The organism is Sphaerisporangium sp. NPDC051011 (assembly GCF_040653595.1).
Lineage (GTDB): Bacteria > Actinomycetota > Actinomycetes > Streptosporangiales > Streptosporangiaceae > Sphaerisporangium.
The window spans coordinates 160,994-186,708 of record NZ_JBFAGG010000008.1; the positions used below are offsets into that span (position 1 = coordinate 160,994).

22 protein-coding genes and 1 riboswitch are annotated in these 25,715 nt (G+C 70.9%); of the genes, 13 read left to right on the plus strand and 9 right to left on the minus strand.

The genetic code is table 11. The features are described from left to right. From AB0H21_RS20030 to AB0H21_RS20055, 6 genes are all read left to right on the plus strand, one after another. Positions 1–420: a DUF3151 domain-containing protein gene (locus AB0H21_RS20030; protein ID WP_358518391.1), complete on the plus strand. Its 420-nt coding sequence runs from the start codon at positions 1–3 to the stop codon at positions 418–420. Positions 421–522: 102 nt separating this feature from the next. Further along, positions 523–1,806, plus strand: coding sequence for an adenylosuccinate synthase (locus AB0H21_RS20035; RefSeq protein ID WP_358518393.1), 1,284 nt, complete (start codon positions 523–525; stop codon positions 1,804–1,806). 124 nt (positions 1,807–1,930) lie between these two features. After that, positions 1,931–2,854, plus strand: a complete 924-nt coding sequence (locus tag AB0H21_RS20040; RefSeq protein WP_358519010.1) for a glycerophosphodiester phosphodiesterase family protein — start codon at positions 1,931–1,933, stop codon at positions 2,852–2,854. 209 nt (positions 2,855–3,063) lie between these two features. Further along, positions 3,064–3,867, plus strand: coding sequence for a hypothetical protein (locus AB0H21_RS20045; RefSeq protein ID WP_358518394.1), 804 nt, complete (start codon positions 3,064–3,066; stop codon positions 3,865–3,867). Next, complete coding sequence (locus AB0H21_RS20050) at positions 3,854–5,074, plus strand: XRE family transcriptional regulator (RefSeq protein ID WP_358518397.1); 1,221 nt, start codon at positions 3,854–3,856, stop codon at positions 5,072–5,074. Before AB0H21_RS20045 ends, AB0H21_RS20050 begins: the two co-directional genes overlap by 14 nt. 31 nt (positions 5,075–5,105) lie before the next feature. Further along, entirely contained in the window at positions 5,106–5,258 is a 153-nt protein-coding gene (locus tag AB0H21_RS20055; protein WP_358518400.1) for a hypothetical protein, read from the plus strand. 12 nt (positions 5,259–5,270) lie between these two features. Here AB0H21_RS20055 and AB0H21_RS20060 read toward each other — a convergent pair whose 3' ends face one another. Both AB0H21_RS20060 and AB0H21_RS20065 read right to left on the minus strand, forming a co-directional pair. Then, positions 5,271–5,516 (minus strand): hypothetical protein, encoded by a 246-nt coding sequence (locus tag AB0H21_RS20060; RefSeq protein WP_358519013.1) that lies wholly within the window; start codon positions 5,514–5,516, stop codon positions 5,271–5,273. Positions 5,517–5,562: 46 nt separating this feature from the next. Then, a complete protein-coding gene (locus AB0H21_RS20065; protein ID WP_358518402.1) occupies positions 5,563–6,405 on the minus strand; it encodes a hypothetical protein in 843 nt (280 codons plus the stop codon). A 557-nt stretch (positions 6,406–6,962) separates the two neighbouring features. Continuing rightward, a riboswitch (TPP riboswitch) is annotated at positions 6,963–7,075 on the plus strand. Here AB0H21_RS20065 and tenA point away from each other — a divergent pair. Next, positions 7,067–7,771 (plus strand): thiaminase II, encoded by a 705-nt coding sequence (tenA, locus tag AB0H21_RS20070; RefSeq protein ID WP_358518404.1) that lies wholly within the window; start codon positions 7,067–7,069, stop codon positions 7,769–7,771. Its footprint overlaps the riboswitch before it by 9 nt. Positions 7,772–7,914: 143 nt before the next feature. On the opposite strand, the gene AB0H21_RS20075 is transcribed toward tenA, so the two are convergent. After that, complete coding sequence (locus AB0H21_RS20075; RefSeq protein ID WP_358518406.1) at positions 7,915–9,045, minus strand: magnesium and cobalt transport protein CorA; 1,131 nt, start codon at positions 9,043–9,045, stop codon at positions 7,915–7,917. Positions 9,046–9,446: 401 nt separating this feature from the next. Here AB0H21_RS20075 and purD point away from each other — a divergent pair, with 401 nt between their 5' ends. The 5 genes from purD (at position 9,447) to AB0H21_RS20100 (ending at position 16,551) form a co-directional block, all read left to right on the plus strand. Next, positions 9,447–10,679, plus strand: coding sequence for a phosphoribosylamine--glycine ligase (gene purD / locus AB0H21_RS20080; protein WP_358518409.1), 1,233 nt, complete (start codon positions 9,447–9,449; stop codon positions 10,677–10,679). A gap of 258 nt (positions 10,680–10,937) precedes the next feature. Next, positions 10,938–11,990, plus strand: coding sequence for a hypothetical protein (locus tag AB0H21_RS20085; protein WP_358518411.1), 1,053 nt, complete (start codon positions 10,938–10,940; stop codon positions 11,988–11,990). A 147-nt stretch (positions 11,991–12,137) separates the two neighbouring features. After that, positions 12,138–13,409 (plus strand): UDP-N-acetylglucosamine 1-carboxyvinyltransferase, encoded by a 1,272-nt coding sequence (gene murA / locus AB0H21_RS20090; RefSeq protein ID WP_358518414.1) that lies wholly within the window; start codon positions 12,138–12,140, stop codon positions 13,407–13,409. Between the two features lie 435 nt (positions 13,410–13,844). Then, positions 13,845–15,077, plus strand: a complete 1,233-nt coding sequence (locus tag AB0H21_RS20095; RefSeq protein WP_358519016.1) for a transcriptional regulator — start codon at positions 13,845–13,847, stop codon at positions 15,075–15,077. Between the two features lie 556 nt (positions 15,078–15,633). Beyond that, positions 15,634–16,551: an EamA family transporter gene (locus AB0H21_RS20100; RefSeq protein WP_358518416.1), complete on the plus strand. Its 918-nt coding sequence runs from the start codon at positions 15,634–15,636 to the stop codon at positions 16,549–16,551. On the opposite strand, the gene hisC is transcribed toward AB0H21_RS20100, so the two are convergent. From hisC to AB0H21_RS20130, 6 genes are all read right to left on the minus strand, one after another. After that, complete coding sequence (hisC, locus tag AB0H21_RS20105) at positions 16,538–17,596, minus strand: histidinol-phosphate transaminase (protein WP_358518418.1); 1,059 nt, start codon at positions 17,594–17,596, stop codon at positions 16,538–16,540. The genes AB0H21_RS20100 and hisC overlap by 14 nt on opposite strands. A gap of 76 nt (positions 17,597–17,672) precedes the next feature. Next, the gene (locus AB0H21_RS20110) at positions 17,673–18,335 is read right to left on the minus strand and encodes an NUDIX domain-containing protein (RefSeq protein WP_358518421.1); all 663 of its coding nucleotides are present in this window, start codon (positions 18,333–18,335) and stop codon (positions 17,673–17,675) included. A gap of 39 nt (positions 18,336–18,374) precedes the next feature. Continuing rightward, positions 18,375–20,195: a DUF4434 domain-containing protein gene (locus AB0H21_RS20115; protein WP_358518423.1), complete on the minus strand. Its 1,821-nt coding sequence runs from the start codon at positions 20,193–20,195 to the stop codon at positions 18,375–18,377. 46 nt (positions 20,196–20,241) lie between these two features. Then, complete coding sequence (locus AB0H21_RS20120) at positions 20,242–21,336, minus strand: glycosyltransferase (RefSeq protein WP_358518425.1); 1,095 nt, start codon at positions 21,334–21,336, stop codon at positions 20,242–20,244. Positions 21,337–21,354: 18 nt separating this feature from the next. Beyond that, positions 21,355–22,620, minus strand: a complete 1,266-nt coding sequence (locus tag AB0H21_RS20125) for a nucleotide sugar dehydrogenase (protein ID WP_358518428.1) — start codon at positions 22,618–22,620, stop codon at positions 21,355–21,357. Between the two features lie 129 nt (positions 22,621–22,749). Beyond that, positions 22,750–24,411, minus strand: coding sequence for a glycosyltransferase family 4 protein (locus AB0H21_RS20130; RefSeq protein ID WP_358518431.1), 1,662 nt, complete (start codon positions 24,409–24,411; stop codon positions 22,750–22,752). Between the two features lie 76 nt (positions 24,412–24,487). Here AB0H21_RS20130 and wecB point away from each other — a divergent pair, with 76 nt between their 5' ends. Continuing rightward, positions 24,488–25,624, plus strand: a complete 1,137-nt coding sequence (gene wecB / locus AB0H21_RS20135; RefSeq protein ID WP_358518434.1) for a UDP-N-acetylglucosamine 2-epimerase (non-hydrolyzing) — start codon at positions 24,488–24,490, stop codon at positions 25,622–25,624. Positions 25,625–25,715: the final 91 nt, after the last annotated feature.

A 25,715-nucleotide genomic window follows, 5' to 3' on the forward strand; every position in this document is an offset into this window, starting at 1 on the left:
ATGGAAACGCACGAGAACCTCCTCGCCGGGCCGCCGCCGACCCTCATTCCGGACAACCCCGACGCGAGGGGGGCCCTTGAATCCGGTGCCAAGCCCAGCGATGTCGCCGCGCGCTTCCCGGCCTACTCCGCGGCCTGGGCGGCCCTCGCCGACGAATTCTTCGCCAAAGGCCACGCCGTGACGTCGTACGCCTTCGCGCGCACCGGGTACCACCGGGGCCTCGACCAGCTCCGGCGCGCCGGCTGGAAGGGCCACGGCCCCATCCCGTGGGAGCACGCGCCCAACAGGGGGTTCCTGCGCTGCCTGCACGCCCTCGCCCGCGCCGCGCAGGCGATCGGCGAGAAGGACGAGGCCGAGCGCTGCTCCACGTTCCTGCGTGACAGCAGCCCGGAGGCGGTAAAGGCCCTCAACAAGCACTAAGCCACGCTTGGGCGGCATCAGCCTGCTCGGGTAGTCTCTCAACGCAAGAGCCCCTGTCGCACTTGCGCCAGGGGTTTACGTTTTTGTGTGCGGGAGTTAACCATGCCGGCTGTCGTTCTCGTGGGCGCCCAGTGGGGCGATGAGGGCAAAGGTAAGGCCACCGACCTGCTGGGCGGTGAGGTGGACTACGTCGTCCGCTACCAGGGCGGCAACAACGCGGGCCACACGGTCGTGATCGGCGACCAGAAGTACGCCCTTCACCTGCTGCCCACCGGCGTGCTCTCGCCCGACGTCGTCCCGGTGATCGGCAACGGTGTGGTGATCGACCCGGGGGTGCTGCTCTCGGAGATCGACGGCCTGCTGGAGCGCGGCATCTCGTGCGACCGCCTGCTGATCTCGGCCAGCGCGCACCTGATCATGCCCCACCACAAGGCGCTGGACAAGGTGACCGAGCGCTACCTGGGCAAGGCCCGCATCGGCACCACCGGGCGCGGCATCGGCCCGGCGTACGGCGACAAGATCGCGCGCATGGGCGTCCGCGTGCAGGACCTGCTCGACCCGGGCATCCTCAGCCAGAAGATCGAGGTCGCGCTGAACGAGAAGAACCAGGTGCTGACCAAGGTCTACAACCGCAGGGGCATCGACGCGGCGAAGGTCCTGGAGGAGTACCTCGGCTACGCCGAACGGCTCAAGCCGCACATCGCCGACACCTCGCTCATCCTCAACAAGGCGCTCGACGACGGCAAGGTCGTCCTGCTGGAGGGCGGCCAGGGCAACCTGCTCGACATCGACCACGGCACCTACCCGTTCGTGACGTCGTCCTCGCCGACCTCCGGCGGCGCCTGCATCGGCTCGGGCATCCCGCCCACGCGGCTCACCCGCGTGATCGGCATCCTCAAGGCGTACACCACGCGCGTCGGCTCCGGGCCGTTCCCGACCGAGCTGACCGACGAGATGGGCGACTGGCTGCGCACCACCGGCGGCGAGTACGGCGTGACCACCGGCCGCAACCGCCGCTGCGGCTGGTTCGACGCGATCATCGCCCGGTACGCCACCCGCATCAACGGCGTCACCGACTTCTTCCTCACCAAGCTGGACGTCCTGTCCGGCCTGGAGCGCATCCCGGTCTGCGTCGCCTACGACGTGGACGGCGTGCGCCACGAGGAGATCCCGATGACGCAGACCGGCTTCCACCACGCCAAGCCGATCTACGAGGAGTTCCCGGGCTGGGAGGACGACATCACCGAGGCCAAGTCCTTCGAGGACCTGCCCAAGAACGCCCAGGACTACGTGCGGACGCTGGAGGAGCTCAGCGGGGCGCGCATCTCGGCCATCGGCGTCGGCCCCGGCCGCACCCAGACGCTCTCGCTGCGCCCGCTGATCTGACGGGCGGCCCGTGATCTCCCCCGGTCACGGCTCCTGCGCGCGCCGGAAGGGCGTTCCGGCGCGCGTTCACGGCCCCGCCTGAACGAGGTCAGGGCACGTGGACGATAGGGTGCGCCGTGTGCAGGTGGAGATACCGGAGATTCACGGCCACCGGGGGGCACGGGGTCTGCGCCCGGAGAACACCCTTCCCGGCATGGCCTTCACGCTCGAGCTCGGCGTCCACGCGATCGAGTTCGACGTCGCGCTCAGCGCCGACCGCAGGCTGGTGCTGACCCACGACCTGACGGTGTCGGCCGTGACCAGCGCCGACACCGCGCCCTTCACGGAGGACGACCCCGACTTCCCGTACGTCGGCAAGCCGATCCGGTCGCTCACGCTGACGCAGTTGCGCATGCTGGACGTCGGCGTGCGCCACCCCAGGACCAAGGACGACCGCTTCGCCGCCACCCAGGCCCGCGTGCCCGGCGCCCGCATGCCCACACTGGGCGCCGTGCTCGGCCTCGCCTCCGCGTACGGGGCCGACGACGTGCGGATGAACGTCGAGATCAAGTCCGACCCCACCCGGCCCGACCTGTCCGGCGACCCGTGCGAGGTGACCGAGCTGGTCGTCGCCGAGCTGGAGCGGCACAAGCGGCTGGACGGCGCGGCGATCCTCAGCTTCGACTGGCGCGTCCTGCGCGTCGCCCGCGACCTGGTGCCGCTGCGCTACGCCCTGGTCGAGAAGGCGACGCTGGACCCGGCCTGGCTCGGCCTCGACCACGTCGCCGACTTCGGCGGCGACATCGCGGCGGCCGCGGCCTCCATCGGGGCCACCACCCTGTCGCCCGACCGCGTGCTGGTGGACGAGGAGCTGATGTCCCAGGCCGCGAAGGCCGGGCTGCCGGTCGCCGTGTGGACGGTCAACGACCCCGAGGAGGCCGCGCGCCTGCTCGACCTCGGCGTCGCGGGCATCGTCACCGACTACCCGGACCGCATGCGCGACCTGTGGACGCGGCGCGGCCTCGCCCTGCCCCGTCCGGCCGTGAGCCCGAGTCCCACTCGCCCGTGATCGCCGTGGTTCGACCGGTTCGCGGCCGGGCGTACGGCGTCCGCGATCCGTCCGCGATGCTCGGCGGGTCACAACATCAACTGGAGTGGGCGCGGGAGTATCGTGCGGAGAACTAAAGTGGCGGGATCATCGTCCTGAGGCGATCCCGGCGCCAGGACGCCCACGACCGGAGGTCACCGATGCAGGCGGAGCCGCGCATTGAGCCGCGCATGTCGAGCTGGGCCATCGAGCGCTTCGGCGTGCGTGCCGCGGACGTGAGAAACCGGCTCGCCGCGTCCCTCAAAGAGGCCGCCGAGAACGCTCAGGACGCGCAGAAGTGGTCCAGAAGCGACAAGCGGTACGCGTACGGCTCGACGCTGATGGCGCGGCGCTACGAGGCGCTGGTGGCCGGTTTCAGGACCGAGCCGGGGTTCCAGGTCATCCGGCCCTACCGCTCGCCGCACCACCTCGTCGTCCTGGACGGCAACCTGTTCCTGCCCTTCCGCTACGCCGAGGACGACACGACCCCGATCTCCGAGGCCCGCGTCAGCGACGGGCGCATCTCGGCGCTCGCCCGCGAGCTGTTCACCCGCTACGGCCCCCGGACGATCTACACCCAGGAGGAGCTCGACCTCGGCGTGGACGAGGGCGACGACGAGCTGGACGAGGTGCGTCCCCTCCTCGCCGAGCTGCCCGCCGACACGCGGCTGATCCCGGTCGCCTACGCCGCGAACTCGCAGGCCGGCCTGCTGCGGCTCTTCTGGGGCGAGGCCGAGCTGATCGACGACATAGGGCACATCCACTGGCTCCACTACGAGCCGATCCCGCTGCTCGCCGCCTCCTCGCCGTGGACGCCGCAGGCCCTGCCGCTGGACGACCGTCCGGAGGTCGCCGCCCGCTTCGACGCCGCCGCCGAGCCGGACCTCACGCTCACCCGCCGCCCGGCCGTGGAACGCGAGAACCCCGCGCTGTTCCCCGTCTTCAGCGAGCCCCACGACGAACCGCGGACCGCCGACGCCGATGAGCGAGCGTAAGGATGACGGCGGCCGGCACCCTGGCCCGGCTCGTGGCCAGATCCGCCTCTTCGACCAGGCGGGCTCGGGAGCACGAGGCGGGCCCACGCCGCAGGCCGTCGCCGACGCCTTCGACCAGGCGCGCCTCACCCAGGCGCGGCGGCTCGCCGGGCTGACCAAAAAGGACCTCGCCGAGCGCATCGGCGTCACCCCGGCGGCGGTCGGGCAGTACGAGACCGGCGCCACCCACCCGCGGCCCGACCTCGTCCCCCGGCTGGCCGAGTCCCTCGGCGTGCCCATGGCGTTCTTCCTGCCGGGCCGCCCGCACGCCAAGCTGGACGGGTCGATGGCGCACTTCCGCAGCCTGCGCTCCACCCGCGTCCACCAGCGGGTCAAGGCCGTCGCGTTCGTCGAGCAGGTCTGGGAGCTCACCCACGCCCTGGAGAAGCGCGTACGGCTGCCGCACGTCGACCTGCCCGGCTTCTCCGGCGGAGAGGTCCACTCGGGTGTCGAGCTGCCCCGCGACCCGGCCGCCGCCGCCCGCGAGCTGCGTCGCCACTGGGGCCTCGGCACCGGCCCGATCGCCCACCTGGTGCGCCAGATGGAGGCCCACGGCATCGTCGTCGTCCTGCCCCCGCCCGACGAGGACGCGACGACGGTCGACGCGTTCTCGACGTCGCAGCTCCCCCGGCCGATCGTCGTGCTGACCGCCAACCGCTTCGACGACATCCACCGCTACCGCTTCACCGCCGCCCACGAGCTGGGGCATCTCGTCCTGCACGGCGAGACGGCGGCGGGCGACGTCCAGCAGGAGCGCGAGGCCGACACCTTCGCCGCCGAGTTCCTCACGCCGCGCGACAGCATCCTGCCCGACCTCCCCCGCCGCCTGGACCTGCGCCGCCTGGCCGAGCTCAAGCACGTGTGGGGCGTCTCAGTCGACTCCCTGCTGTACCGCTGCCGCGAGGTGGGCCTGCTGTCGGACTCTGCCGCCGGCCGCGCGTACCAGCGCCTCGCGGCCCTGCGCGATCAGCCGGGGTTCGCCAACGAGCCCATAACCGGCTATCCGGGCGAGCATCCGGTCCTGCTGTCCCAGGCGTTCGACCTGGCGGCGGCCGAGACGGGCCTCACCATGCCCGCCCTGGCCACCCAACTGGCCTGGACGGTCCCCCGCGCCCGCCAACTCCTCGGCCTCCCGGACCACCGCCCCCAGCTGCGCATCGTCCCCTGACCACCACACCGATCGGCTCACCCGCCAGGGGATGGCCGCCCTGCCATCGGCCGAAGCGCTCGCGGCACTCGGCCCGCCGGCCCTCGTCAGCGCGGGGCGGTGGCCGGACGTCCGGACGCATCTGGTGTACGCGCGGCAGTACAACGTGGAGCGCATGCCGTCACCACTGACGAAGCGGCCGTAACCACTTGATCTGTCAGGCGAACACATCCTCAACGGAAGCGACCGTCAGCGCCCGCTGGAGCCATGTGTCCAACTGCGCCGCATCCGTACACCCCAGAATGCGACTACACGCCTCCTCCGAAACGGAAAGCCCGCGACCGTCCAGAACCATCACGATCGCCTCCGCCTTACCCTCCGCCTTGCCTTGCGCTTTGCCTTCCGCGATGTACTTCTTGGCGAAGTCGCTCTGGTACTCGTAGGACGTGGCCCTCAACCCCATCACGGACCCGTCACCCCTGACGGAGCTGCCGTAACCACTTGATCTGTCAGGCGAACACATCCTCAGCGGAAGCGACCGTCAGCGCCCGCTGGAGCCATATGTCCAACTGCGCCGCATCCGTACACCCCAGAATGCGACTACACGCCTCTTCCGAAACGGAAAGCCCGCGACCGTTCAGGATCATCACGATCGCCTCCGCCTTACCCTCCGCGACGTACTTCTTCGCGAAGTCGCTCTGGTACTCGTAGGTCCCCACGGCCATTAATTCCTCCATATGCTTGCGAGCCAGCTCAGGGAGCATCTTCAGAACAAAGTCAGCGTACAACCGGGACCGCTCGTCATCGAGGGCGGTCAGGGCGGCGTGGAAGGCCTCCAGAACCGGCTGGCCGTCCAGGTCGCCGCCATGGGCCACCGCCGACAGCACCGCGAGTTCCGGCGCATTGATCGCCTCGGCCGGGTCCGTCAAGGTCGGGAACGCGTCCGGGCCCGCGACCAGCGGAACCAGCCGCCAGCCGGGATGCCCCATGTCGATCGGTTTCATGCACCACCGGGCGGTGGGCGCGTCAGGGCAGATGACCAGCAGGATCGCGGGGCAGCGCGCCCGCGCCCGCACCGCCGCCAGATACACCGGCCAACTCCATCGCTTGCCGTGGTCACGGCCTCGTTGCACCTCCACCACGACGGTGAGCACCGGCTTTTTGTCCGAGAACGTCACCACCGCGTCCGCCTGGTACTCCACCGGTGGGCACTGCGTGAGATCACCCGATTCGATCCTGGCCTCACGGTAGCTCGGAAGCGTCAACCCCAAGGCGCGGACCAGCAACTCCGCGGCCATTTCAGGGCGGTTCTTGAAAAGCATAATGAATGCTTCATGTTCCAACGAGGGCATGGCCAGGACATTAGCAGGAGGGCAAAGTCCGAACAAAACTTCGACAGATAATCATCCGAACACCCAGAAGGCAATCCAATACTCATATATCGAGCCAAATCAATTTAGGTACGACCGCGCGCAAATCAGGCACACGGTGCCCACAATCTTCACCCCATCCACAATGAGCCACAGATACTGCATACGGATGTTCAGCTCGCCCATCGTCCACTCCTAGCCGGGACGAGATCGCGCCAGGCACGTAAGAGGCTCATGAAGCCGGTGGACGACGACTCGAAGCATCCAGCGATCAGCAGTCGGCAACAACAGGGCCCGAGCCGGAGCGCCCCCCGGGTGCGGAGGCGAGGACCAGTTCCAGCGGGGACCCGCTTGCGACGGTGGCGGTCTGGCCTTCGTGGGGGCGGGTTCTGCTTGGTTTGGGGGGCGATATGGCTTGTATTCGGTTATGTCAGGTGATTTGGTGGGGTGAGTCGTGGGGTGGGGGTGGGTTGGGGGTTTTGCGGGGCCGGAGTTAGCGATGTTGGGTTAGCCTCGATCACACGGTCGCGTTAGCCTTGCCAGGACAACCGCGGGAGCCCGGCGCACCGGGCTGAGAGTGTGGCTGCTGCGGCCGCAGACCGCTCGAACCTGACCGGGTCATGCCGGCGTAGGGAGCTGTTCTATGGAGACGTCCGGGTCCACCGCCACGTTGACGGTGTCGTCCAGCCCGTTCAGCGAAGAGCTGTGGGAGGCCGTCCAGCCCACATTCACGGCCATCCTCGACCACCCGTTCATCACGGGCCTGGTCGACGGCACGCTGCCCCACGACACGTTCCGCCACTTCGTCGTGCAGGACTCCCACTACCTGCGCGACTACGCCCGGGCCCTCGCGCTGTGCGCGGCGAAGTCGCCCAGCGAGGACCACGTACGCGCGTTCGCGCACGACGCGGTGAACGCGGTCGCGACCGAGCAGGAGATGCATTCGGAGTTCATGTTCCAGCTCGGCGGCTCGGCCGAGGAGGCCGAGAAGCTGCCCGTCACGCCGACCACCCGCGCGTACACGAGCTACCTGCTGGCCACGGTGTACGGGGGCTCGTTCCTGGACGCCCTGGCCGCGGTGCTGCCCTGCTACGTGATCTACGCCCGCATGGGCGAGACGCTGCTCGCGAAGTCGTCGCCCGACCCGCTGTACGCGCAGTGGATCGCCGCCTACGCGGACCCGACATTCCAGAAGGTGGTGCGCCGGGTCGTCGACCTGATCGACCGTACCGGCGCGGACTCGACGCCCCGGCAGCGCGCCGTCGCGCTCGAGCACTTCGTCACGACGGCTCGCTATGAGTGGATGTTCTGGGACGCCGCGTGGCGCCAGGAGTCCTGGCCTGTCTGAGCGGCACCGGCCGACGCGGCACCGGCCGACACCGGCCACCGCCACCACACGCCCAGCGCCGACCGGCTCGGGGGGCCGGTCAGTCAGGCCGGAATGTTCAGGCCGGTACGTTCAGCACCGCCGCCGCCCGGTCAGGGCCACGGTCAAAGCCAGCTGTTACGGCGGAACCCTCGGTAGAGCAGCGAGCAGACGACGAGCATGAAGCCGAGCACGACCGGATAGCCCCAGATGGCGGACAGCTCGGGCATGTGGCGGAAGTTCATGCCGTAGATGCCGGCGATCATCGTGGGGACCGAGATGATGGCGACCCATGCCGAGATCTTGCGCATGTCCTCGTTCGCGAGCGCGTTGGAGCGCGCGAGCGCGGCCTGGAGGATGGAGTTGCACAGCTCGTTGGACGACTCGACCTGCTCGCAGACCCGCGAGAGGTGGTCGACGACGTCGCGGAAGTACTCGCGCATCTCGGAGGGGATCATGCGGCGGGTGGGCAGCGCGTTGAACGGAGTCTGCAACGGCGTGACCGCGCGCTTCATCTCGATCATCTCGCGCTTGAGCTGGTAGATGCGGCTGATGTCGCGGGAGCTGACGTCGGCGAAGACGGCGGCCTCGACCTCTTCCAGCTCGGCCTGCATCAGATCGGACACCGAGAGGTACCTGTCGACGACGTGGTCGGCGATGGCGTGCAGCACGCTGGAGGGCCCGCGCGCGAGCAGCTTCGGCTTGTCTTCGAGGCGCCTGCGCACGTCGGCCAGGGGACACTGCTCGCCGTGGCGGACGGTCACCACGAAGTCGGACCCGACGAACACCATGATCTCGCCGGTGGCGATGATCTGGTGGGAGTCGTCCGGCTCGTCGTGGTCGAGGTAGGCGACGGTCTTGAGCACGACGAACAGTGAGTCACCGTAGCGCTCGACCTTGGGGCGCTGGTGGGCCTTCACGGCGTCCTCGACGGCGAGGGGGTGGAGGCCGAAGATCTCGGCCAGCCAGCCGACCTCGGGCGCATCGGGCTCGTGCAGGCCGACCCAGACGTAGGCGCCGCCGGTCTCGGAGGCGGCGTTGTGCTCACGAACCAGGGTGACGGCCTCGGGGATGCCGGGGACGTCGACACGCTTGCCGCCGATGTAGGCGCCGAACTCCACGACGGAGTCGCTCGGGGGCACGCACCGGCCGTTCGGCTCACGTCGGGAGCCCTTCGCGCCGGGGGAGGCACTGAGGCGCACGTGGGCGGGGCGCTGGTGCAGGTTGATCCGCTGGAACAGGGTGGAGGAGCGCATGGCGGTCCCTTCCCGCCCGACCTGGCGGAGCCATGCGCGAATGAGTCAAGGGCGGCGAACGGCCGCTAAGAGGAAGTCAGCGCGTGGCTCTCAGTCGGACACCGAGTTGGAGTGGTCGGGTTTGCGCACGACGTACGTGCGCGAGCACGTACTGCTGGGATCACCAGAAGTCATCCCGAGTCCACCTCCAATCGCCGAGAGACAAGCCAGAGCTGCCCCAACCTACCACAGGCGGGGCTGCTCCCCTAGCCTACAACGCCCTTACCGGTTCGATCATGAATATCGGCACAAAGGCCGTTCACCAGTGCGTGACCAGCAAGCGTCGCGCCACCCCCGAACCCCCCTGACAGGAACACGGGACGCGGTCCGGTGACCCCGGAACCGACCCGTAGACTCCCCACGTGCGCGTTCTTGTGATTGGATCCGGCGGCCGTGAGCACGCCCTGTGCCGTGCCCTCGGGCTGGACCCCTCGGTGTCGGAGCTGCACTGCGCCCCCGGCAACGCCGGCATCGCCGCGGTGGCCACCGTACATCCGGTGGTACCCACCGACCCGCGGGCGGTCGCCGCGCTGGCCACGCGCCTCGGCGCCGAGCTCGTCGTGGTCGGCCCCGAGGCGCCGCTGGTGGCGGGCGTCGCCGACGCCGTGCGCGCGGCGGGCATCGCCTGCTTCGGCCCGTCCGCGCAGGCCGCACGCATCGAGGGTTCCAAGGCGTTCGCCAAGGACGTGATGACGGCGGCGGGCGTGCCGACGGCGGGCGCGCGCGTGTGCGTCACCCGCCAGGAGGCCGAGGCCGCGCTGGACGCGTTCGGCGCGCCGTACGTCGTGAAGGACGACGGGCTCGCGGCCGGCAAGGGCGTCGTGGTGACGTCCGACCGCGACGAGGCGCTGGCCCACTCGGCGGCGTGCGAGCGCGTCGTCATCGAGGAGTACCTCGACGGTCCCGAGGTGTCGCTGTTCGCGCTGTGCGACGGCGCGACGGCCGTGCCGCTGCAGCCCGCGCAGGACTTCAAGCGCGCCTACGACGGCGACGAGGGCCCGAACACCGGCGGCATGGGCGCCTACACCCCGCTGCCGTGGGCGCCGCAGTGGCTCACCGAGCGCGTCATGGACGAGGTCGTGCTACCCACCGTCCGCGAGCTGGCCCGGCGCGGCACGCCGTACGCGGGGGTGCTGTACGCGGGGCTGGCGCTGACGTCCTCGGGCCCGCGGGTCATCGAGTTCAACGCGCGCTTCGGCGACCCGGAGACGCAGGTCGTGCTGGATCGCCTGGAGACCCCGCTCGCGGGTCTGCTGTACGCCTGCGCGACCGGCACGCTGGCGGACGAGCCCGCGCCGAGGTACCGCGACGGCGCGGCCGTGACGGTAGTCGTGGCCGCCGAGAACTACCCGGGCGACCCGGTGAAGGGCGACCGCGTCGAGGGCCTTTCGACCCCGGTGAAGGACGCGTACGTCATCCACGCGGGCACGGCGTTCGACGCCGAGGGCCGGGTGGTCTCGGCGGGCGGCCGGGTGCTCAGCGTCGTCGGTACGGGTCCGGACGTCGCCGCCGCGCGCGCCGCCGCGTACGCGCTCGTGGACCGCGTCCGGCTGCGCGGCTCCCACCACCGCTCCGACATCGCCGCACGCGCCTAGAACGGCTCTTGGGCGCGCCCAGGACGCTCTGGAGCACGCAGCCATCCCTGGAAGCGCTCCCAGCGCGCCAGGGCCCGCACACGCGCGCCTGGAAAGGCGTCCCCGCCGCGATCTCCCGCACGGTGGCGGGCCGGCCCGCACGCGCGCGCCTGGAAGGGCGGCAGGTGACTTCCGCGTCACGATGAGACGGGTGGTGTGGCGCGGACGCCCGCCACCCGCGATGATCCGGAAAGGGGCGAATCCGGGAGGAGCGCACATATGACTGCCGAGCCGGCGGTGCGGGGGAACGAGGCGCCGGAGGTTCCCGGCGACCGTGAGTCGCCGCGCTGGCCCGGCGTGTGGCGGGTGGCCATCGCCTCGCGCGCCGAGGAGGTGCAGGCCGACGCCGAACGCTGCCTCGCGGCCCGCCCTGGCGACCCGGCGATGATCGCGCTGCACGCCTCGATCCTGCGCCAGCTCGGCGTCGCGCGCGAGTACGTCAAGGAGCGCCAGGGCTGGCGGCGCTGGCTGACCGGTCAGGCCATCGAGGGCGCGTGGGCGAACCTGTACGGCGCGACCGTCATGCTGTTCGGCATGCTCCCGGAGCGCGAGCTGAACCCGAGGGCGCCCGAGGTGCTGGCGGTCGGCCGCGCGTACCTGCCTGCGGACGACGCGCGCATCGCCCAGCTCGCGACCCGCCTCGCCGCGGGCGACATCGCCGAAGCCGACCGGTCGCTGCTGCAGTCGGTGCTGCGCGCCGCGTACGCCACCGCGGCGATCGAGAGCAACCGGGTGCGCAGCTTCCGCAACATGCTGCTCGGCGGCGTGGCGGCGCTGACGGTCATCGTGGCCGGGCTGGTCGCCGTCGCCTCGGCCTGGCCGTCGGCGATCCCCATGTGCGGCAACCGCATGCTGCTGGCCAGCCTCGGCGTGTCCGGCGGTCAGGTGTGCCCGAGCGGCGACGGCGCGCCGTCCCACGGGGACGTGCCGCTGGTCGCGCTGCTCGGCATGCTGGGCGCCGCGCTTGCCACCGCGGCGAGCCTGTCCACCCGTTCGGAGCTGTCCACGCGTTACTCGCTCGCCGTCGCGCAGAACCTGCTGAAGGCGCCGGCGGGCGTCGCGACCGCGATCGCGGGCCTGCTCATCCTCAACTCCGGGTTCGTGCCGGGGTTCTCCGGGCTCAGCTCGCAGACGGCGATCCTGGTGTGGGCCGTGGTGTTCGGCTACGCGCAGCAGCTTGTCACGCGTATCGTCGACCAGCGCGCGAACACGCTGCTCAGCGCCGCGTCCCCGGATCTTCCCGCGGGCGCGGCGTCCCGGCCGGCACGGTGAGCGACGCCCGTTCCACGGGCGGAGGACTGAACGGAAACGGCCCGGGCAGGCATCCGGAAACGGCTACTGTGGGCGGATAACTTCGCCGCCGTCCGCATGTCAGGCGCGTCATTTCCACGATTCCATGATTTCGAGGAGCCACATCATATGGTTCGTTACCGCGTGCGCGGTGGCAACGCCCTGCGCGGAACCGCCTTCATCCAGGGAGCCAAGAACGCCGTGCTCCCGATGATCGGTGCGGCTCTGCTCGCCTCCGAAGGCCGCACGGTCCTGCGCAACGTGCCGATCATCGAAGACGTCCGGCGCGCCGTCGAGCTGGCGGAGGCCGTGGGCGCGAAGGTGGAGCTGCACGAGGCGGAGCGCACGCTGGTCATCGACGCCTCGCGGCTGACCAGCGCCGTGCTGCCCGCCGAGATCGCCCGGCGGTTCCGCGGGTCCGTCCTGTTCGTCCCGGCGCTGCTGCACCGGCTCGGCGAGGCGCTCATCGAGGGCGTCGGCGGCTGCAACCTCGGTAGCCGCAACCTCGACTTCCACTACCTCGGGTACAAGCGGCTCGGCGCGATGGTGGATGAGGGCGAGAGCGTCATCCACGTCAAGGCGGCCGGGCTGATCGGCGCGCCGCTGTACCTCGACACACCCTCGCACACGGGCACCGAGAACCTCATCATGGCGGCGGCCCTGGCCAACGGCACGACGATCATCGAGAACGCCGCGCTGGAGCCGGAGGTCCTCGACGTCATCGACATGCTCACCAAGATGGGCGCGCGCATCAGCGGCGGCGGCACCGGCTTCATCACCGTCGAGGGCGTGGACGAGCTCACGGCCGTGGAGCACCAGGTCATGCCGGACCGGCTGGACGCCGGCGTGTTCGCGATGGCCGCGGCCATCACGAGCGGCGAGGTCAACCTCGTCGGCGCGTCGCTGGAGCACCTGGGCGTCGTGCGCTGGAAGCTGGAGCAGATGGGCGTCGAGTTCGCGACCGACGGCGCGGTGCTCCACGTACGCCGCGACCGGTCGCTGCGGCCGATCAACGTGATCACCGACACCTACCCGGGCTTCGCGACGGACCTGCAGTCCCCCATCATGAGCGTGGCCTCGCTGGCCGACGGCGCGAGCTACATCCACGAGCGCATCTTCGACGGCCGGTTCGCGCTCGCGGGCGAGCTGAACAAGATGGGCGCGCGCATCGAGGTCGAGGGAAGCCGGGCCGTCGTCCACGGTCCCACCGCCCTGACCGGAACAGATGTGACCGCGCACGATCTGCGTTCCGGAATCGCGCTCGTGCTGGCGGGTCTGGCGGCCTCCGGTGAGACCGTCGTCGCGCCTGGATATCTCATCGACCGGGGCCACCACGACCTCGCGGCGCGTATGAAGGCCCTGGGTGGAGATGTGGTAAGAGAAATTTCCTCTAGCTCGTGACTGAGCCCGTAAACCGCCTCTGACCTGTTCTTATGACCATCTCATCCATACCTTGTCGGCATGGCTCGGTCGCATTCCGGCAAATCCGGGCGTGACATTAGTGCCTTGGCGAGCGATCGTTCCAAAGAGGACTAGACCGGATGGGAGAAGAACCCGCGCCGGGAACGCCCTGGATCGCCTGACGGCGGCCCGCCCGGCGGCCCCCACGCGGCGGAATCGACCAGTGGATTGGAGGTCGCATTGCCGGGCGCGAACGGGACCGGAACGCCGGTTCACGACACCGTACGGCGGGGCGGCCTCGAGCAGAGGTATGGCGGGATGGGACGAACATTGGTCGAGAGGGCCGAAGAAACTCCTCGGGGGTCGCGCGTGGGCGCGTCGGCCCCGGACCTCACGATCGGGGTGGTGGGACCCCACGATCTGGTCGAGCGAGTGATGCTGATGGGGCATGCGGCGGCACCGGTACCCAGCCGGCTCGTCGCCGCGGCTTACCGAGACGAACAGGAGGCGGCGGACAAGGTCGTCCGGCTCGGACCGGGGGTGGACGCGTGCTTGTTCGCGAGCCCCGTGCCGTACGAGCTGGCGAGGCGCTCGGGGGTCCTGACGATCCCCGCGACGTATGTGCAGCTCGGCGGCCCGGCGCTCACCGCGGCGCTCGCCCGGGCGGCGCTGGACGAACGCATCGACCCGCGCAGGGTCAGCGTCGACCTGCTCAGCCGGTCGGATGTCGAGGAGGCGTACGCCGACCTCGGCCTTCCGACGGCGGGCGTGCAGACCCGGGAGGAGCCCGGGGCGACGGGAACGGTGGCGGCCTACCACGAGCGCCTGATCAGGCAGGGGAGCACCACTGGCGCGCTCACGTGCCTGCCCGCGGTGGCCGACCGTCTGACTGCGGCGGGCGTGCCGACGGTGCGCGTGCGGCCGACCTCGGCGGCGATCCGCTCGGCGCTGCACACCGCGGCGCTGCTCGGCGCGCACCACAGGCTGGAGGAATCCCAGCTCACCGTCGTGCTGATCGAGGTGCCGACGTTACGCGAGCCCGTACGGCGGGCCGCACCCAGGTACTGGCGTGACGAGCTGAGGCTCTCCCTGCACCGGCTGCTGGTGCAGGAAGCCAACAGGATGAACGCCGCCGTATGGGCAATCGACGATCACAGCTACCTGGTCACGGCGACGCGCGGCTCGATGGCCGCCGCCACCGACGGCTTCCGCATCCTGCCCTTCGCCGCGCGCATCCGCGACGAGCTCGGCCTGGCGGTCGAGGTGGGCGTGGGCATGGGCCGTACCACTCACGACGCGGAGAGCCACGCGAGGGCCGCCCTGGCCCGCACACAAGCGGGGAAGCAGCCTCAGGGCTTCGCGGTGGACAGGGAGGGCCGCACGCTGGTGCCCGCTCCCCGGATGCCTCCTCAGGCGCCCGGTCAGGGCAGGCCGAAGGGCGTGGAGGTGCTCGCACGGCTGGCCGCCAAGCTGGAGGGCGGCGACACGATCGTGGACGCGGAGAGCGCCGGGCGCATGCTCGGAGTGACTCCCCGCACGGCCCGGCGACTGCTGCGCACGCTGGTTGACGAGGGACTCGCGTGGCCGCTACCGCCGAATCGAACACCGCAGCCGGGGCGTCCGCGCCAGCTCTACCGGCTCATCGTGGAGAAGCTGGGTCCGCGCTAGCGTTTCGAAACGGGTCACCCCGTGTGGGGCGGGTTGACCCATGCCTATGGCCGCGCCTTCGGCACGGCGTGTTCGGGGCGCTGTGCCTATGGCCTCGCTCCGCTCGGCGGGTTCGGGGCGCTCCTTTAGGCGGCGTTCTTCCACCGTCAGGCGCAAGGGATCGTTGTTCACCCTTGCGCCTGACGGCTCCAGAACATCGCCGCGCCCCGAACAGTGCCTATGGCCGCGCCTCCGGCACGGCGGTTCGGGGCGGCAGGTGATTTCGGCTCATCGTTCGAACGTGTGGACGAGAGCGCTCTCCGACCTGGCACGGGGAGCAGTAGAGGGCGATATCCACAGGCTGTGGAAAACTCGCGCCGCGGGGGACGTTCACCGGCACCCCGGCTCAGATGCGGAAATGTGATGTTCGGCGGCCTTCTTCCTCCCGGTTATCCACACCATGTGGACAAACCTGTGCTAGTACCGACAACCCCCGAATCTCACAGTCCGAAACCCGCGCGAACCAGTACAGAGCCGACCGATAATGTCATGAGCCATGGGGCAGAACACTCGTGACATGAGAGTCTGGGCCGCCCTGGCGACCGTCTACGTCGTCTGGGGATCGACCTACCTCGGCATCCGGATCACCATCGAGACCATTCCCCCGATGCTCAGCGGCGGCATCCGTTTCCTCGTGGCCGCGCTCGTCCTCGCCTCCGTCCTCCTGCTCCGCCGCGGACGCGCGGTCTTCCGCATGACCCGCGCGGAGTTCCTCGGCGCCTGCGTCGTCGGCGTCCTCCTCCTCACGGCGGGCAACGGCCTGGTGTCGCTCTCCGAGCAGTACATATCCACGGGCCTCGCCGCGCTGCTGGTGGCGTCCGTGCCGCTGTGGCTGGTCATCTTCCGCGTGCTGGCCCGCGACCGCCCGCACACGCTCACCGTGGCCGGGGTGCTCGTCGGCTTCTGCGGCGTGGCCGGGCTCTCGCTGACCGGCGGCGGAGGCGGCAGCGTGACGGGCGTCGTCATCATCCTGTGCGGGGCGCTGGCCTGGTCGCTCGGCTCGTTCCTGTCCGGCCGGATCCGCATGCCGAAGGACCCGTTCGCGGCCAGCGCGGTCGAGATGACCGTCGGCGGCCTCGCGATGCTCGTCATCGGCCCTCTGCTCGGCGAACGCCCGCACGTGGACGCGATCAGCACGGGCTCGTGGGTCGCGCTGGCCTATCTGATCCTCGTCGGCTCGCTGGTGGGCTTCACCTCGTACGTGTGGCTGCTCGGCAACGCCTCCATCTCGCTGGCGTCGACCTACGCCTACGTCAACCCGGTCGTGGCCGTCCTGCTCGGCGTGAGCGTGCTGGGCGAGGACGTGACGGCGCAGATGGTCGCCGCCGGGGTCGTGATCGTCCTCGGCGTGGCCCTGGTGGTCTCGACCGAACGCCGCGGCCGGCGCGCCACGAGCGACGCGCCGGCGGGCGAGGCGGAGCTCAGCCCTTCCTGAACCTCTCGGCGGCGGAGAGGAAGGTGTCGTTGGCCTCGGGCGACCCGATGGAGACGCGGCAGCCCTCCCCGAGCGGGCGCACCGCCACGCCGTCGACCGCGCAGTGCCCGGCGAACTCGCCCGTGCGCTCACCGAGGCGCAGCCACACGAAGTTGGCCTCGGTGGGCGGCACCCGCCAGCCCTGCCCGAGCAACGCCTCGCGCACCCGCGTGCGCTCCTTGACGACCGTCTCGACCCGTTCGAGCAGTTCGTCCTCGGCGGCGAGGGACGCGACCGCGGCGGCCTGCGCGATGCTGTTCACCGCGAACGGCATCATCGTCTTGCGCACGACCGAGGCGATCGGCTCCTGGGCGATCAGATAGCCCACCCGCAGCCCCGCGAGGCCGTAAGCCTTGGAGAAGGTGCGCAGCACGGCGACGTTCGGCCGGTCGGCGTACAGGCCGAGCCCGTCGGGCACGTCGGCGTCGCGCACGTACTCGCGGTAGGCCTCGTCCAGGACGACGAGCACGTCCTCGGGCACCTTGTCCAGGAACGCCAGCAGCTCGGCGGCGCGGTTGACCGTGCCGGTCGGGTTGTTCGGGTTGCACACGAAGATCATGCGCGTGCGCGGGGTGATCGCCGCGGCGAACGCCTCGAGGTCGTGGGTCTCGTCGGCCAGCGGCACCCGGACGGAGGTCACGCCCGCGAGGTCGGCGAGCAGCGGGTACGCCTCGAACGAGCGCCAGGCGTAGATCACCTCGGCGCCGGGGTCGCTCACCGTCTCGAAGAGCTGCTGGGCGACCGTCACGGACCCGGCACCGAGCGCGATGTGCTCCTGCGGGACGCCGAACCGCGCGGCCAGGGCCTCGGTGAGCCGTACGCACGCCGGGTCGGGATAGCGGTGGACCTCGCGCGCGGCGGCGGCGATGGCCTCGACCACGGACGGCAGCGGGTCGTACGGGGACTCGTTGGAGGACAGCTTGAACGATCGGCCGTCGGCGGACACCACGGCCTTCCCCGCCCGGTAAGCGGGCAGGTCATCAAGAATCTGGCGGAAACGCGGCATGTGATTACCCTACGACCCGCCAGGATCCGGGCGTCGGCCGAGACACCCCAACCGCACCCCGGGCCGGACAGGGACCCTAGCCCGCCAGGCGCAGCATCGGCGGGTGCAGCAGCTCGGCGGGCCCCCGGCGGTACAGCATCGCGGGCCGGCCGCCGTCACGCGTCGTCGTGCGCCCTGTGGGCAGCAGGAAGCCGTCGGCCTTGGTGACCTTGCGGTGGAAGTTGCGCGGGTCCAGGGGGCGCCCCCAGACGATCTCGTACACCCGCCGCAGGTCGGCCACCGTGAACTCCTCCGGGCAGAACGCCGCGCCCAGCGAGGTGTACTCCAGCTTGGCCCCGGCGCGCTCGATGCCGTCGAGCATGATGCGGCGGTGGTCGAAGGCCATGGTCTCCAGCGAGGACACCGGCTGCCAGCTCATGTGCGCCTCGGTCGGCGCGGGCAGGTCGGGGGCGAGGCCCAGGTAGGCGACGCTGACGACGCGCTGGCGCGGGTCGCGGTCCGGGTAGCCGTAGGTGCGAAGCTGTTCGAGGTGGACGGGCGCCCCGGGCAGCCCGGCGCGCTCGGCGAGCACGCGGGACGCGGCGGCCGGCAGGTCCTCCTCCAACTGGATGAACCCGCCCGACAGCGCCCAGCACCCTTGGTACGGAGGGCGATCGCGGCGCCACACGAGCGCGCTGAGTTGCTGGCAGCGCACGGTGAGGACGACGAGATCCACGCTGACGGGTATGCGCGGGACCATGGCACGCACGTTACACCGAGACGGCCGGTCCTCAGGCCGTCACGTGCCGCGGTTGAGGTAGATGGGCGCGTTGCCGCGCCGCCCGTCCGGAGAGGTCACGTCGATCCTGATCCACGCGCCGGAGGGGACCGCCTCCCAGTCGACCGGCACCCACAGCCGCTGCACGCTGCCGGGAAGGCCGGGTATGGGCGTGGTGTCCGACCAGCCGACCTCCGCGGAGTCCACGCTGCGCGGTTCCTCGGCGCCGGGCCAGCTCAGCGTGACCGTGCCGCGGGCGAGGTTGTAGCCGCGCACCTCGACCCCGTTCTGGATGCCCCGCGCGACCGGGATGGCCTGGATCGGGATCGGCCGGTCCCAGTCCCGCGCCACCTGCTCGGCCAGCGTCGGCGACCCGCAGGTGAAGAAGCTGCTCCACTTGTAGGAGATGATCTTCGACACGTACGGGCCCGCGAAGGCGACCGCCGCGTCCAGGCGCTGCTTGTCCGTGACGCCCCGCTTGCCCCCGGGCTCGCAGGCGCCGTCGCCGACGGGCTCGAACGCCTCGACGTTGGCCCAGAGCTGGACGTTCACTCCCTCGGTGCGCAGCTCGGCCAGCGCCTCGGCCATCGCGCGGTAGTAGTCCCGCGTGGAGCCGTAGTACGCGTCGCCGTACGACACGTTGCCCACGACCGGTTTGAGGCGGTCGTCCACGGGCTGGGCCCTGCCTCCGGGCCAGAACAGGCCCACCTTGCCGGTGCCCCGGCTGTCCTGCGGGGCGACGATGCCGACGCCCGTGCGGGCGAGCGCCTTGAAGCCCTGCTTGACCTGCTCGGGGGTCGAGGTGAAGCCCTTGCCTTTGCGCGCGTCGAGGTACGGGCTGACGAGGATCTGCTTGCCGGGCAGCTCCTGCTGGACGATGTCGTGCTGCTCGGCGTACACGCGCAGGGTCGGCACCTCGGACGGGTCGGGCCAGTCCCTGAGCTGGAGCTCGAAGGGCTGGTAGACCCCGCCGAGCGAGTCGCGGTTCAGGAAGCGGTCGCCGTAGTCCTGGAGGATGCGGCGGGTCAGGGTGGTGAGCGTCCCGATGTGCCGGGGGTCGGCGCGGGTGGTCTCCCGGCGGTCGCGCGGGGCCACGGGCAGCGCCGGGTAGACCTTCATCGCGAAGCGGTCGGCGAGGTCCAGGATCTCGGTCAGGCTGTCCTGCGCGGCCCCGTCGACGAGGATGAGGTGGTATCCGCGCCCCTTGGAGGTGAAGTCGCACGTCGGGTCGTCCGAGCCGTCGTCGGGGGCGATGACGCGGTAGAACACGTCCTTGCCGATCGCGATCGTGTGCTCCATCCGCGGGCAGCGGAACAGGCCGGGGCCGAACGCCTCGTCGGTCCGGTAGACGTAGGTCCAGCTGATGCGGTTGCCGGGGTTGAGTGCCTTCAGCGCGGACTCGGCGGCCTGCACGCACGTCATGCCGTTCTCCACGCACGGCGCGTAGCGCGGGTCGGGCGCGGCCCCTGCGGCGTCCAGCACGCGCCCGTCCTGGTCCACGGAGCGGGGCTGCAGGCCGAAGCCGAGGCGCACGACGGTGTCGCCGCCGACGCGGTGGATGGCCTGGAGCTGGCTGCGCCAGGTGCAGTGGTCGGAGGTGGGCACCAGCCAGTAGCCGGTGACGGCGTAGGGGGTCGGGCTGGTGGTGTCGAAGGTGCCGCAGGGGTCACTGAACACGCTGGTCGCCGGGGTCGGGCTCGCCGGCTTGGGCGTCCCGTCCGGCGTCGCGGCGGTCTGTGCGCCGTTGCGCGGGCCGTCCAGGTTGGAGTCGGGCAGGACGAGGACCAGTGCCGCGACGACCGTCAGCAGAATCGCTCCCAGGAGCATGAGGAGGCCGCGCACCTTCAGGACATTACCGTTTCTTCAATGTGGCCCCGATAAAAGATCGTCACCGTGACGGGGCCACGCCTGCCCAGGCTTCGAGCTGGTTGACGAACCTGCGGGCCGAGTTCGGCCAGTGGTGGTTGGCGCGGGCTGCGGCGTACCCGCGCGCGCCCGCGGCCAGGCGCGCGCCCGGGTCGTTGCGCAGGTGCAGCACCGCCTGGACGACGGCCTGCGGGTCGCGCCAGGGCACGACGACGCCGCTCTGGTAGCGCTCCACCAGCTCGACGGCCCGTGGGGACGGCGTGGTGATCACCGGGATGCCGTGCGCCATGTACTCGACGATCTTCGTCGGCATGGAGTGCCGGTAGTTCGGCTCGTCGTGCAGCAGCGACAGGCCGGCGAGCGCGCCGTCGAGCCGCTTCAGCGCCTCGTCGTTGGGCATGAAGTCGCGCCACTCCAGCACGCCCTCGGCCACGGCCTTGTTCAGGATCGGCCGGCTCTGCGGGTCGGCGTACCCGATCAGCTCGACGACGACGCGGTGCGGCTGGAGCATCCGGCCCACCTCGACGGCCTCGTGCACGCCCCGCGCCTCCGACAGCCAGCCGAGGTAGACGACACGGTCGTCCGACGGCTCGCTGACGTGGTCGGGCACCCAGGTCTCGTTCGGCACCACCAGGTGGGCCTGGCGGAACCGCCCGGCGTAGGCGGTCTCGGCCAGCAGCAGGTGCAGGTGGCGCTCTGCCGTCCCCTCCAGCAGCCGGGCGAGGAAGCGCACCGGCGGGCGCAGGAAGGACGGCAGCCACGGCTTCAGCGACAGCGTGGCCGGGGTGTCCTCGTGGACGTCCCACACCACCGGCGGCCGGCGGCGCACGCCCGCGACCGCCAGCATCAGCTCGGGGTCGTGGATGACCACCAGGTCGACCTGCTTGCGCAGGCTCTTGAACAGCCGGCGCGCGGCCCGCACGGCCGTGAACCGCTTGCGCTCGGCGGCGCGTGGCAGGTCCACCCCCGTCACCCACGAGCGCGGCACGACGCCGCGCGCGGTGTAGGGGGCCGCGTACGTGACCTCATGACCGGCGTCCACGAGCGCCCGGATCTGCCTATGCAGAATGCGGGCGTCCTCCGGGTGGTGGACCACCGTCATGACAAGCACGTGCACGCGTCGACCCTCCGCTCGTCAGAGCCGCTCGACGCGATCGCCCTCGGAGAGGACGCCCCGGGTGTCGAGAAGTAGCAGCGCTCGTTTCTCCACCATTTCCAGGTCGAACGCGGAGTGCTGCTGAAGCAGGACGGTCACGTCCGCGCTCGCCACCGCCTCCGCCAGATCGTCCACGCGCGGCACCTCGGCGCCGTCGACCGTCCACTGCTTGACGTAGGGGTCGGCGAAGACCAGCTCGGCGCCGAGCTCGCGGAACACCCGGGCGATGGGGACGGCCGGGGTCTCCCGCTCGTCGGCGATGTCCGGCTTGTACGTCACGCCCAGCAGCAGGACCGTGGAACCGTTGACCGCCTTCTTGGCGCGGTTCAGCAGGCGCGTGACGCGGGCCACGACGTACTGCGGCATGCGCTCGTTGATCTCCTGCGCCAGTTCGACGAACCGGAACGGGTAGCCCAGCTTGCGCACGGCGTGCGAGAGGTAGGACGGGTCGACCGGGATGCAGTGCCCGCCGACGCCCGGTCCCGGCAGGAACTTCTGGAACCCGAACGGCTTGGTCGCGGCCGCCTCGATGGACTCCCAGAGGTTCACGCCCAGCTCGTCGCAGAAGATCGCCATCTCGTTGACGAGGGCGATGTTGACGTGCCGGTAGGTGTTCTCCAGCAGCTTGGCCATCTCGGCCTCGCGGGTGCCGCTCACCGTCACGACCTGCTCGATGAACCGCGCGTAGAACGCGGCGGCGCGGTCGCGGCACCCGGGCGTGTACCCGCCGACGACCTTCGGCGTGTTGCGCAGGCCGTACTTCGCGTTGCCCGGGTCGATGCGCTCCGGCGAGAAGGCGAGGTGGAAGTCGACCCCGGCGGTGAGGCCGGAGGCGTCCTCCAGGATGGGGCGGACGACGTCGTCGGTGGTGCCGGGGTAGGTGGTCGACTCCAGGACGACCAGCGTGCCCCGCTGGAGGTAGCGTCCCACGGATTCGACGGCGCCCCGCACGGCCGAAAGGTCCGGCCGGTGGTCCTCGTCCAGGGGGGTCGGAACGCAGATCACGATGGTTTCGCTGGCCGCGAGCACCGCCTGGTCCAGCGTGGCCGTGAAACCGGCCGCCAGCATGGAGTCCAGGTCGTGGTCGCTCAGGTCATCAATGTAGGAGTGGCCGGAGTTCAGGGCGTCGACCTTGCGCTGGTCGACGTCCAGACCGACCACGCGCAGGCCGGCGGCCGAGGCCTCCTTGGCCAACGGCATGCCGACGTATCCCAGGCCGATGACCGCGAGATGGTATCCGCTCACGACGCACCCTGAGGAAGTCCGAAACAACACTGCATGGTGGCAAAGGCTATCTCAACTCTGCGCAGATCACGTCTAATGCGATTGAACGCGTAAGGAAGCACTGCTATCCGGCCGTTCATGAGGAGAAAGTCACCGGGCCAGCGACGTGTAAAGACCCCGGTACATCTCCGCGACCCGGCCCCAGGTGCGTTTGGCGGCGACCTCCGCGCGGCCGGCCTCGCCCATTTCGGCGCGGCGCACCGGGTCGTCCCGCAGCCCGGCGAGGGCCTTGGCGAGCTCGGACGGATCGCCGGGCGCGACCAGCAGTCCCGCGCCGTCCGACCCGACCAGCTCCGAGAGGGCCGGAAGGTCGCTGAGCACGACCGGCTTGCCGAGGGCCATGGCCTCGACCGGCTTCAGCGGGGTCACCAGCCGCGTCACCCGCAGGTCGTCGCGAGGGCAGACGAAGATGTCGATCGCCGCCTGCGCCTGGAGCGCCTCCTCCGGGCCGACCCGGCCGGGCAGGATCGCCAGGTCGCCGAGGCCGAGCTTCTCGACCTGCGCGAGCAGCGCCGGCCGCTCGGCGCCGTCGCCGACGATCAGCACGCGCACGGGGGTGCCGGCGTCGCGCAGCAGCGCGGCGGCCGACAGCAGGGTCGCGAACCCCTCGTACCCGACGATGCTGGACACCGACCCGGCGACGACCTCGCCCGGCTTGATGCCGTACGCGGCGCGGAACGCCTCGCCGTCGTAGTCGGCGGTGAGCAGCGCGTCGTCCACGGCGTTCGGGGCGAGGAAGATCCGCTCCCGGGGGACGCCGCGCTCGACGATCTCGGCCGCCATCGTCTCGGCGAGCGTCACCACCGCGTCGGCGGAGCGCATGATGTGCGCCTCGCGGTCGCGCTGGAGCAGGTGGCGCTCGCTGCCGATCCGCGCCGCGTCGCGCGAGGCCCAGGTCTCCTCCAGGAACCCGCGCACCTCGTACACGAACGGCGTGCCGGTGCGCTCGCGCGCGGCCAGCGCCACCGAGCCGTTGCGGTGGTCGGTCGCGGCGTGCAGCACCTGCGGGCGCAGCGTCCTGACCAGCTCGGTCACCTCGCCGGCGCCGCGGATCATGCGGCCGCGGCTCTCGAACGGCACCTCGCCGCTCGGCAGCAGCCGGTGGTAGGGGACGCCGTCTATCTCCTCGTACGGCTCGGCGTCGGCGTGGCCCTGGAGCATCGGCCAGCCCCAGCTCGTCACGACGTGCGGGTCGAGCCCGGCGGCGCGCTGCGCGGTGACGATGCGGTGGGTGCGGACGGTGTACCCGGCCTGGGTGTACGGCAGCGCGTTGGTGACGCAGTGCAGGACGCGGCCCTGGACGCGCTCGCCGACGATCACCTTGGACTTCGGCGGGATCGGGTTGGGGCTGATCGCGCCCTTCTCGCCCTCGTAGTAGGCGATCCTGCGGCGGATGAACGGCCACCGCGCGTGCGGTTGCAAGACGTCGATCGCCTGGGTCATGCGCCCGCGCTCGAACTCGGCCTTGGCCGCGTCCAGCGGGCCGTCCGCCATGCGGCGGGCGATCTTGCGGGCCGTGACCTTGACGACGCGCGCCACCGGCCACGCGACCCGGCCGACGGCGGGACGCAGGCGTGGCGGCATGGCGTCCGCCGCGGCCTGCGCCACACGCATGGGGTCGGATTTGACCCTGGTGACGAGAACGCGGGAGACGATCACCGGATGCTGGACGAAGCCCTTGAGGAAGCCGCGCAGTCCGGCACGAGCCGACTTCGGGGATACCTTCTCGGGCCGGCTGGCCTCGGAAACCACGCCGTGACCGTACCATAGGCAACGCTTAGCCCACCTGAGGCTGACATGACCGGTATCCGGCTGAAAGGCGAGGTCAATGAGGGAAAATCCCCTCGTTCTGCATGTGCTGGGCGCTCGTCCCAACTTCGTGAAAGCGGCCCCCGTCGTGCGCGGCCTCGCCGACCTCGGGATCCGGCAGGCCATCGTCCACACCGGGCAGCACTACGACGCGCTGATGTCGGACGTCTTCTTCGCCGACCTCGGCCTGCCCGAGCCGATCGCCAACCTCGCCGTGGGCTCCGGGAGCCACGCGCGGCAGACTGCGGCGCTGCTCACAGGCCTGGAGGAGGTCGTCGAGCGGCACGGCCCCGACCTGGTCGTGGTGTACGGCGACGTCAACTCCACGCTGGCGGCGATCCTCGTGTGCGCGAAGCTGCACGTCCCGACGGCGCACGTCGAGGCGGGCCTGCGGTCCTTCGACCGTGAGATGCCCGAGGAGGTCAACCGGGTCGTCACCGACGCGCTCGCCGACATCCTGCTGGTGACCAGCCCGGACGGGCTGTCGCACCTCGCCGGCGAGGGCGTGCCCGCGAGCAAGGTGCATCTGGTCGGCAACCCGATGATCGACAGCCTGTTCTCGGCGCTGCCCCGGCTCGACCCCGAGCCGGTGAAGGCGCGGCTCGGCCTGCCCGAGCGGTACGCGGTCGCCACCCTGCACCGCCCGGCCAACGTGGACGACCCCGAGTCGGCGCGCGAGCTGGTCGAGGCCGTGCTGGCGGTCGCCGAGCAGGTGCCCGTCGTCGTGCCGCTGCACCCGCGCGGCCGCACGCGCCTGGCCGAGGCGGGCCTGGTGACCGGCGAGAACCTCTCGATCATCGACCCGCTCGGCTACGTCGACTTCCTGTCCCTGGTGCGCGGCGCGGCGCTGGTCGTGACCGACTCCGGCGGCGTGCAGGAGGAGACGACCATGCTGGGCGTCCCCTGCCTGACCGTCCGGGCCAACACCGAGCGGCCGATCACCATCACGCACGGCACCAACCGCCTGGTCACGCCGGCCTCGCTGCCCGCGGAGGCGTCCAAGGCGCTGGCCGACGGCGCGGCGACCCCGAGCGGGGAGCTTCCGCCGCTGTGGGACGGGGCCGCGGGGCCGCGGATCGCCCGCGTGATCGAGGCCTGGCTGCGCGGGGACAACCTCTCGCCCGCCTCGCAGGGCGTTCCGCCTGTCACGTCCTGATCCGGGGGTTGTTGCCGGAGTCAACCGTCTTCGGGCGGCGGACGTCGTACGATCGGACATTCCTGGGCGACTCGTCCACGGCGGCGGCCGC

What these genes read in the sequence shown, in the direction of transcription:
- AB0H21_RS20110 (WP_358518421.1), bottom strand. Translation starts at nt 18,335, where the DNA reads ATGGTCCCGCGCATACCCGTCAGCGTGGATCTCGTCGTCCTCACCGTG.
- AB0H21_RS20045 (WP_358518394.1), top strand. Translation starts at nt 3,064, where the DNA reads ATGTCGAGCTGGGCCATCGAGCGCTTCGGCGTGCGTGCCGCGGACGTG.
- AB0H21_RS20085 (WP_358518411.1), top strand. Translation starts at nt 10,938, where the DNA reads ATGACTGCCGAGCCGGCGGTGCGGGGGAACGAGGCGCCGGAGGTTCCC.
- hisC (WP_358518418.1), bottom strand. Translation starts at nt 17,596, where the DNA reads ATGCCGCGTTTCCGCCAGATTCTTGATGACCTGCCCGCTTACCGGGCG.
- AB0H21_RS20065 (WP_358518402.1), bottom strand. Translation starts at nt 6,405, where the DNA reads ATGCCCTCGTTGGAACATGAAGCATTCATTATGCTTTTCAAGAACCGC.
- AB0H21_RS20050 (WP_358518397.1), top strand. Translation starts at nt 3,854, where the DNA reads ATGAGCGAGCGTAAGGATGACGGCGGCCGGCACCCTGGCCCGGCTCGT.
- AB0H21_RS20095 (WP_358519016.1), top strand. Translation starts at nt 13,845, where the DNA reads ATGCTGATGGGGCATGCGGCGGCACCGGTACCCAGCCGGCTCGTCGCC.
- tenA (WP_358518404.1), top strand. Translation starts at nt 7,067, where the DNA reads ATGGAGACGTCCGGGTCCACCGCCACGTTGACGGTGTCGTCCAGCCCG.
- AB0H21_RS20030 (WP_358518391.1), top strand. Translation starts at nt 1, where the DNA reads ATGGAAACGCACGAGAACCTCCTCGCCGGGCCGCCGCCGACCCTCATT.
- AB0H21_RS20055 (WP_358518400.1), top strand. Translation starts at nt 5,106, where the DNA reads ATGGCCGCCCTGCCATCGGCCGAAGCGCTCGCGGCACTCGGCCCGCCG.
- AB0H21_RS20035 (WP_358518393.1), top strand. Translation starts at nt 523, where the DNA reads ATGCCGGCTGTCGTTCTCGTGGGCGCCCAGTGGGGCGATGAGGGCAAA.
- AB0H21_RS20060 (WP_358519013.1), bottom strand. Translation starts at nt 5,516, where the DNA reads ATGGGGTTGAGGGCCACGTCCTACGAGTACCAGAGCGACTTCGCCAAG.
- AB0H21_RS20100 (WP_358518416.1), top strand. Translation starts at nt 15,634, where the DNA reads ATGAGAGTCTGGGCCGCCCTGGCGACCGTCTACGTCGTCTGGGGATCG.
- murA (WP_358518414.1), top strand. Translation starts at nt 12,138, where the DNA reads ATGGTTCGTTACCGCGTGCGCGGTGGCAACGCCCTGCGCGGAACCGCC.
- wecB (WP_358518434.1), top strand. Translation starts at nt 24,488, where the DNA reads ATGAGGGAAAATCCCCTCGTTCTGCATGTGCTGGGCGCTCGTCCCAAC.
- AB0H21_RS20075 (WP_358518406.1), bottom strand. Translation starts at nt 9,045, where the DNA reads ATGCGCTCCTCCACCCTGTTCCAGCGGATCAACCTGCACCAGCGCCCC.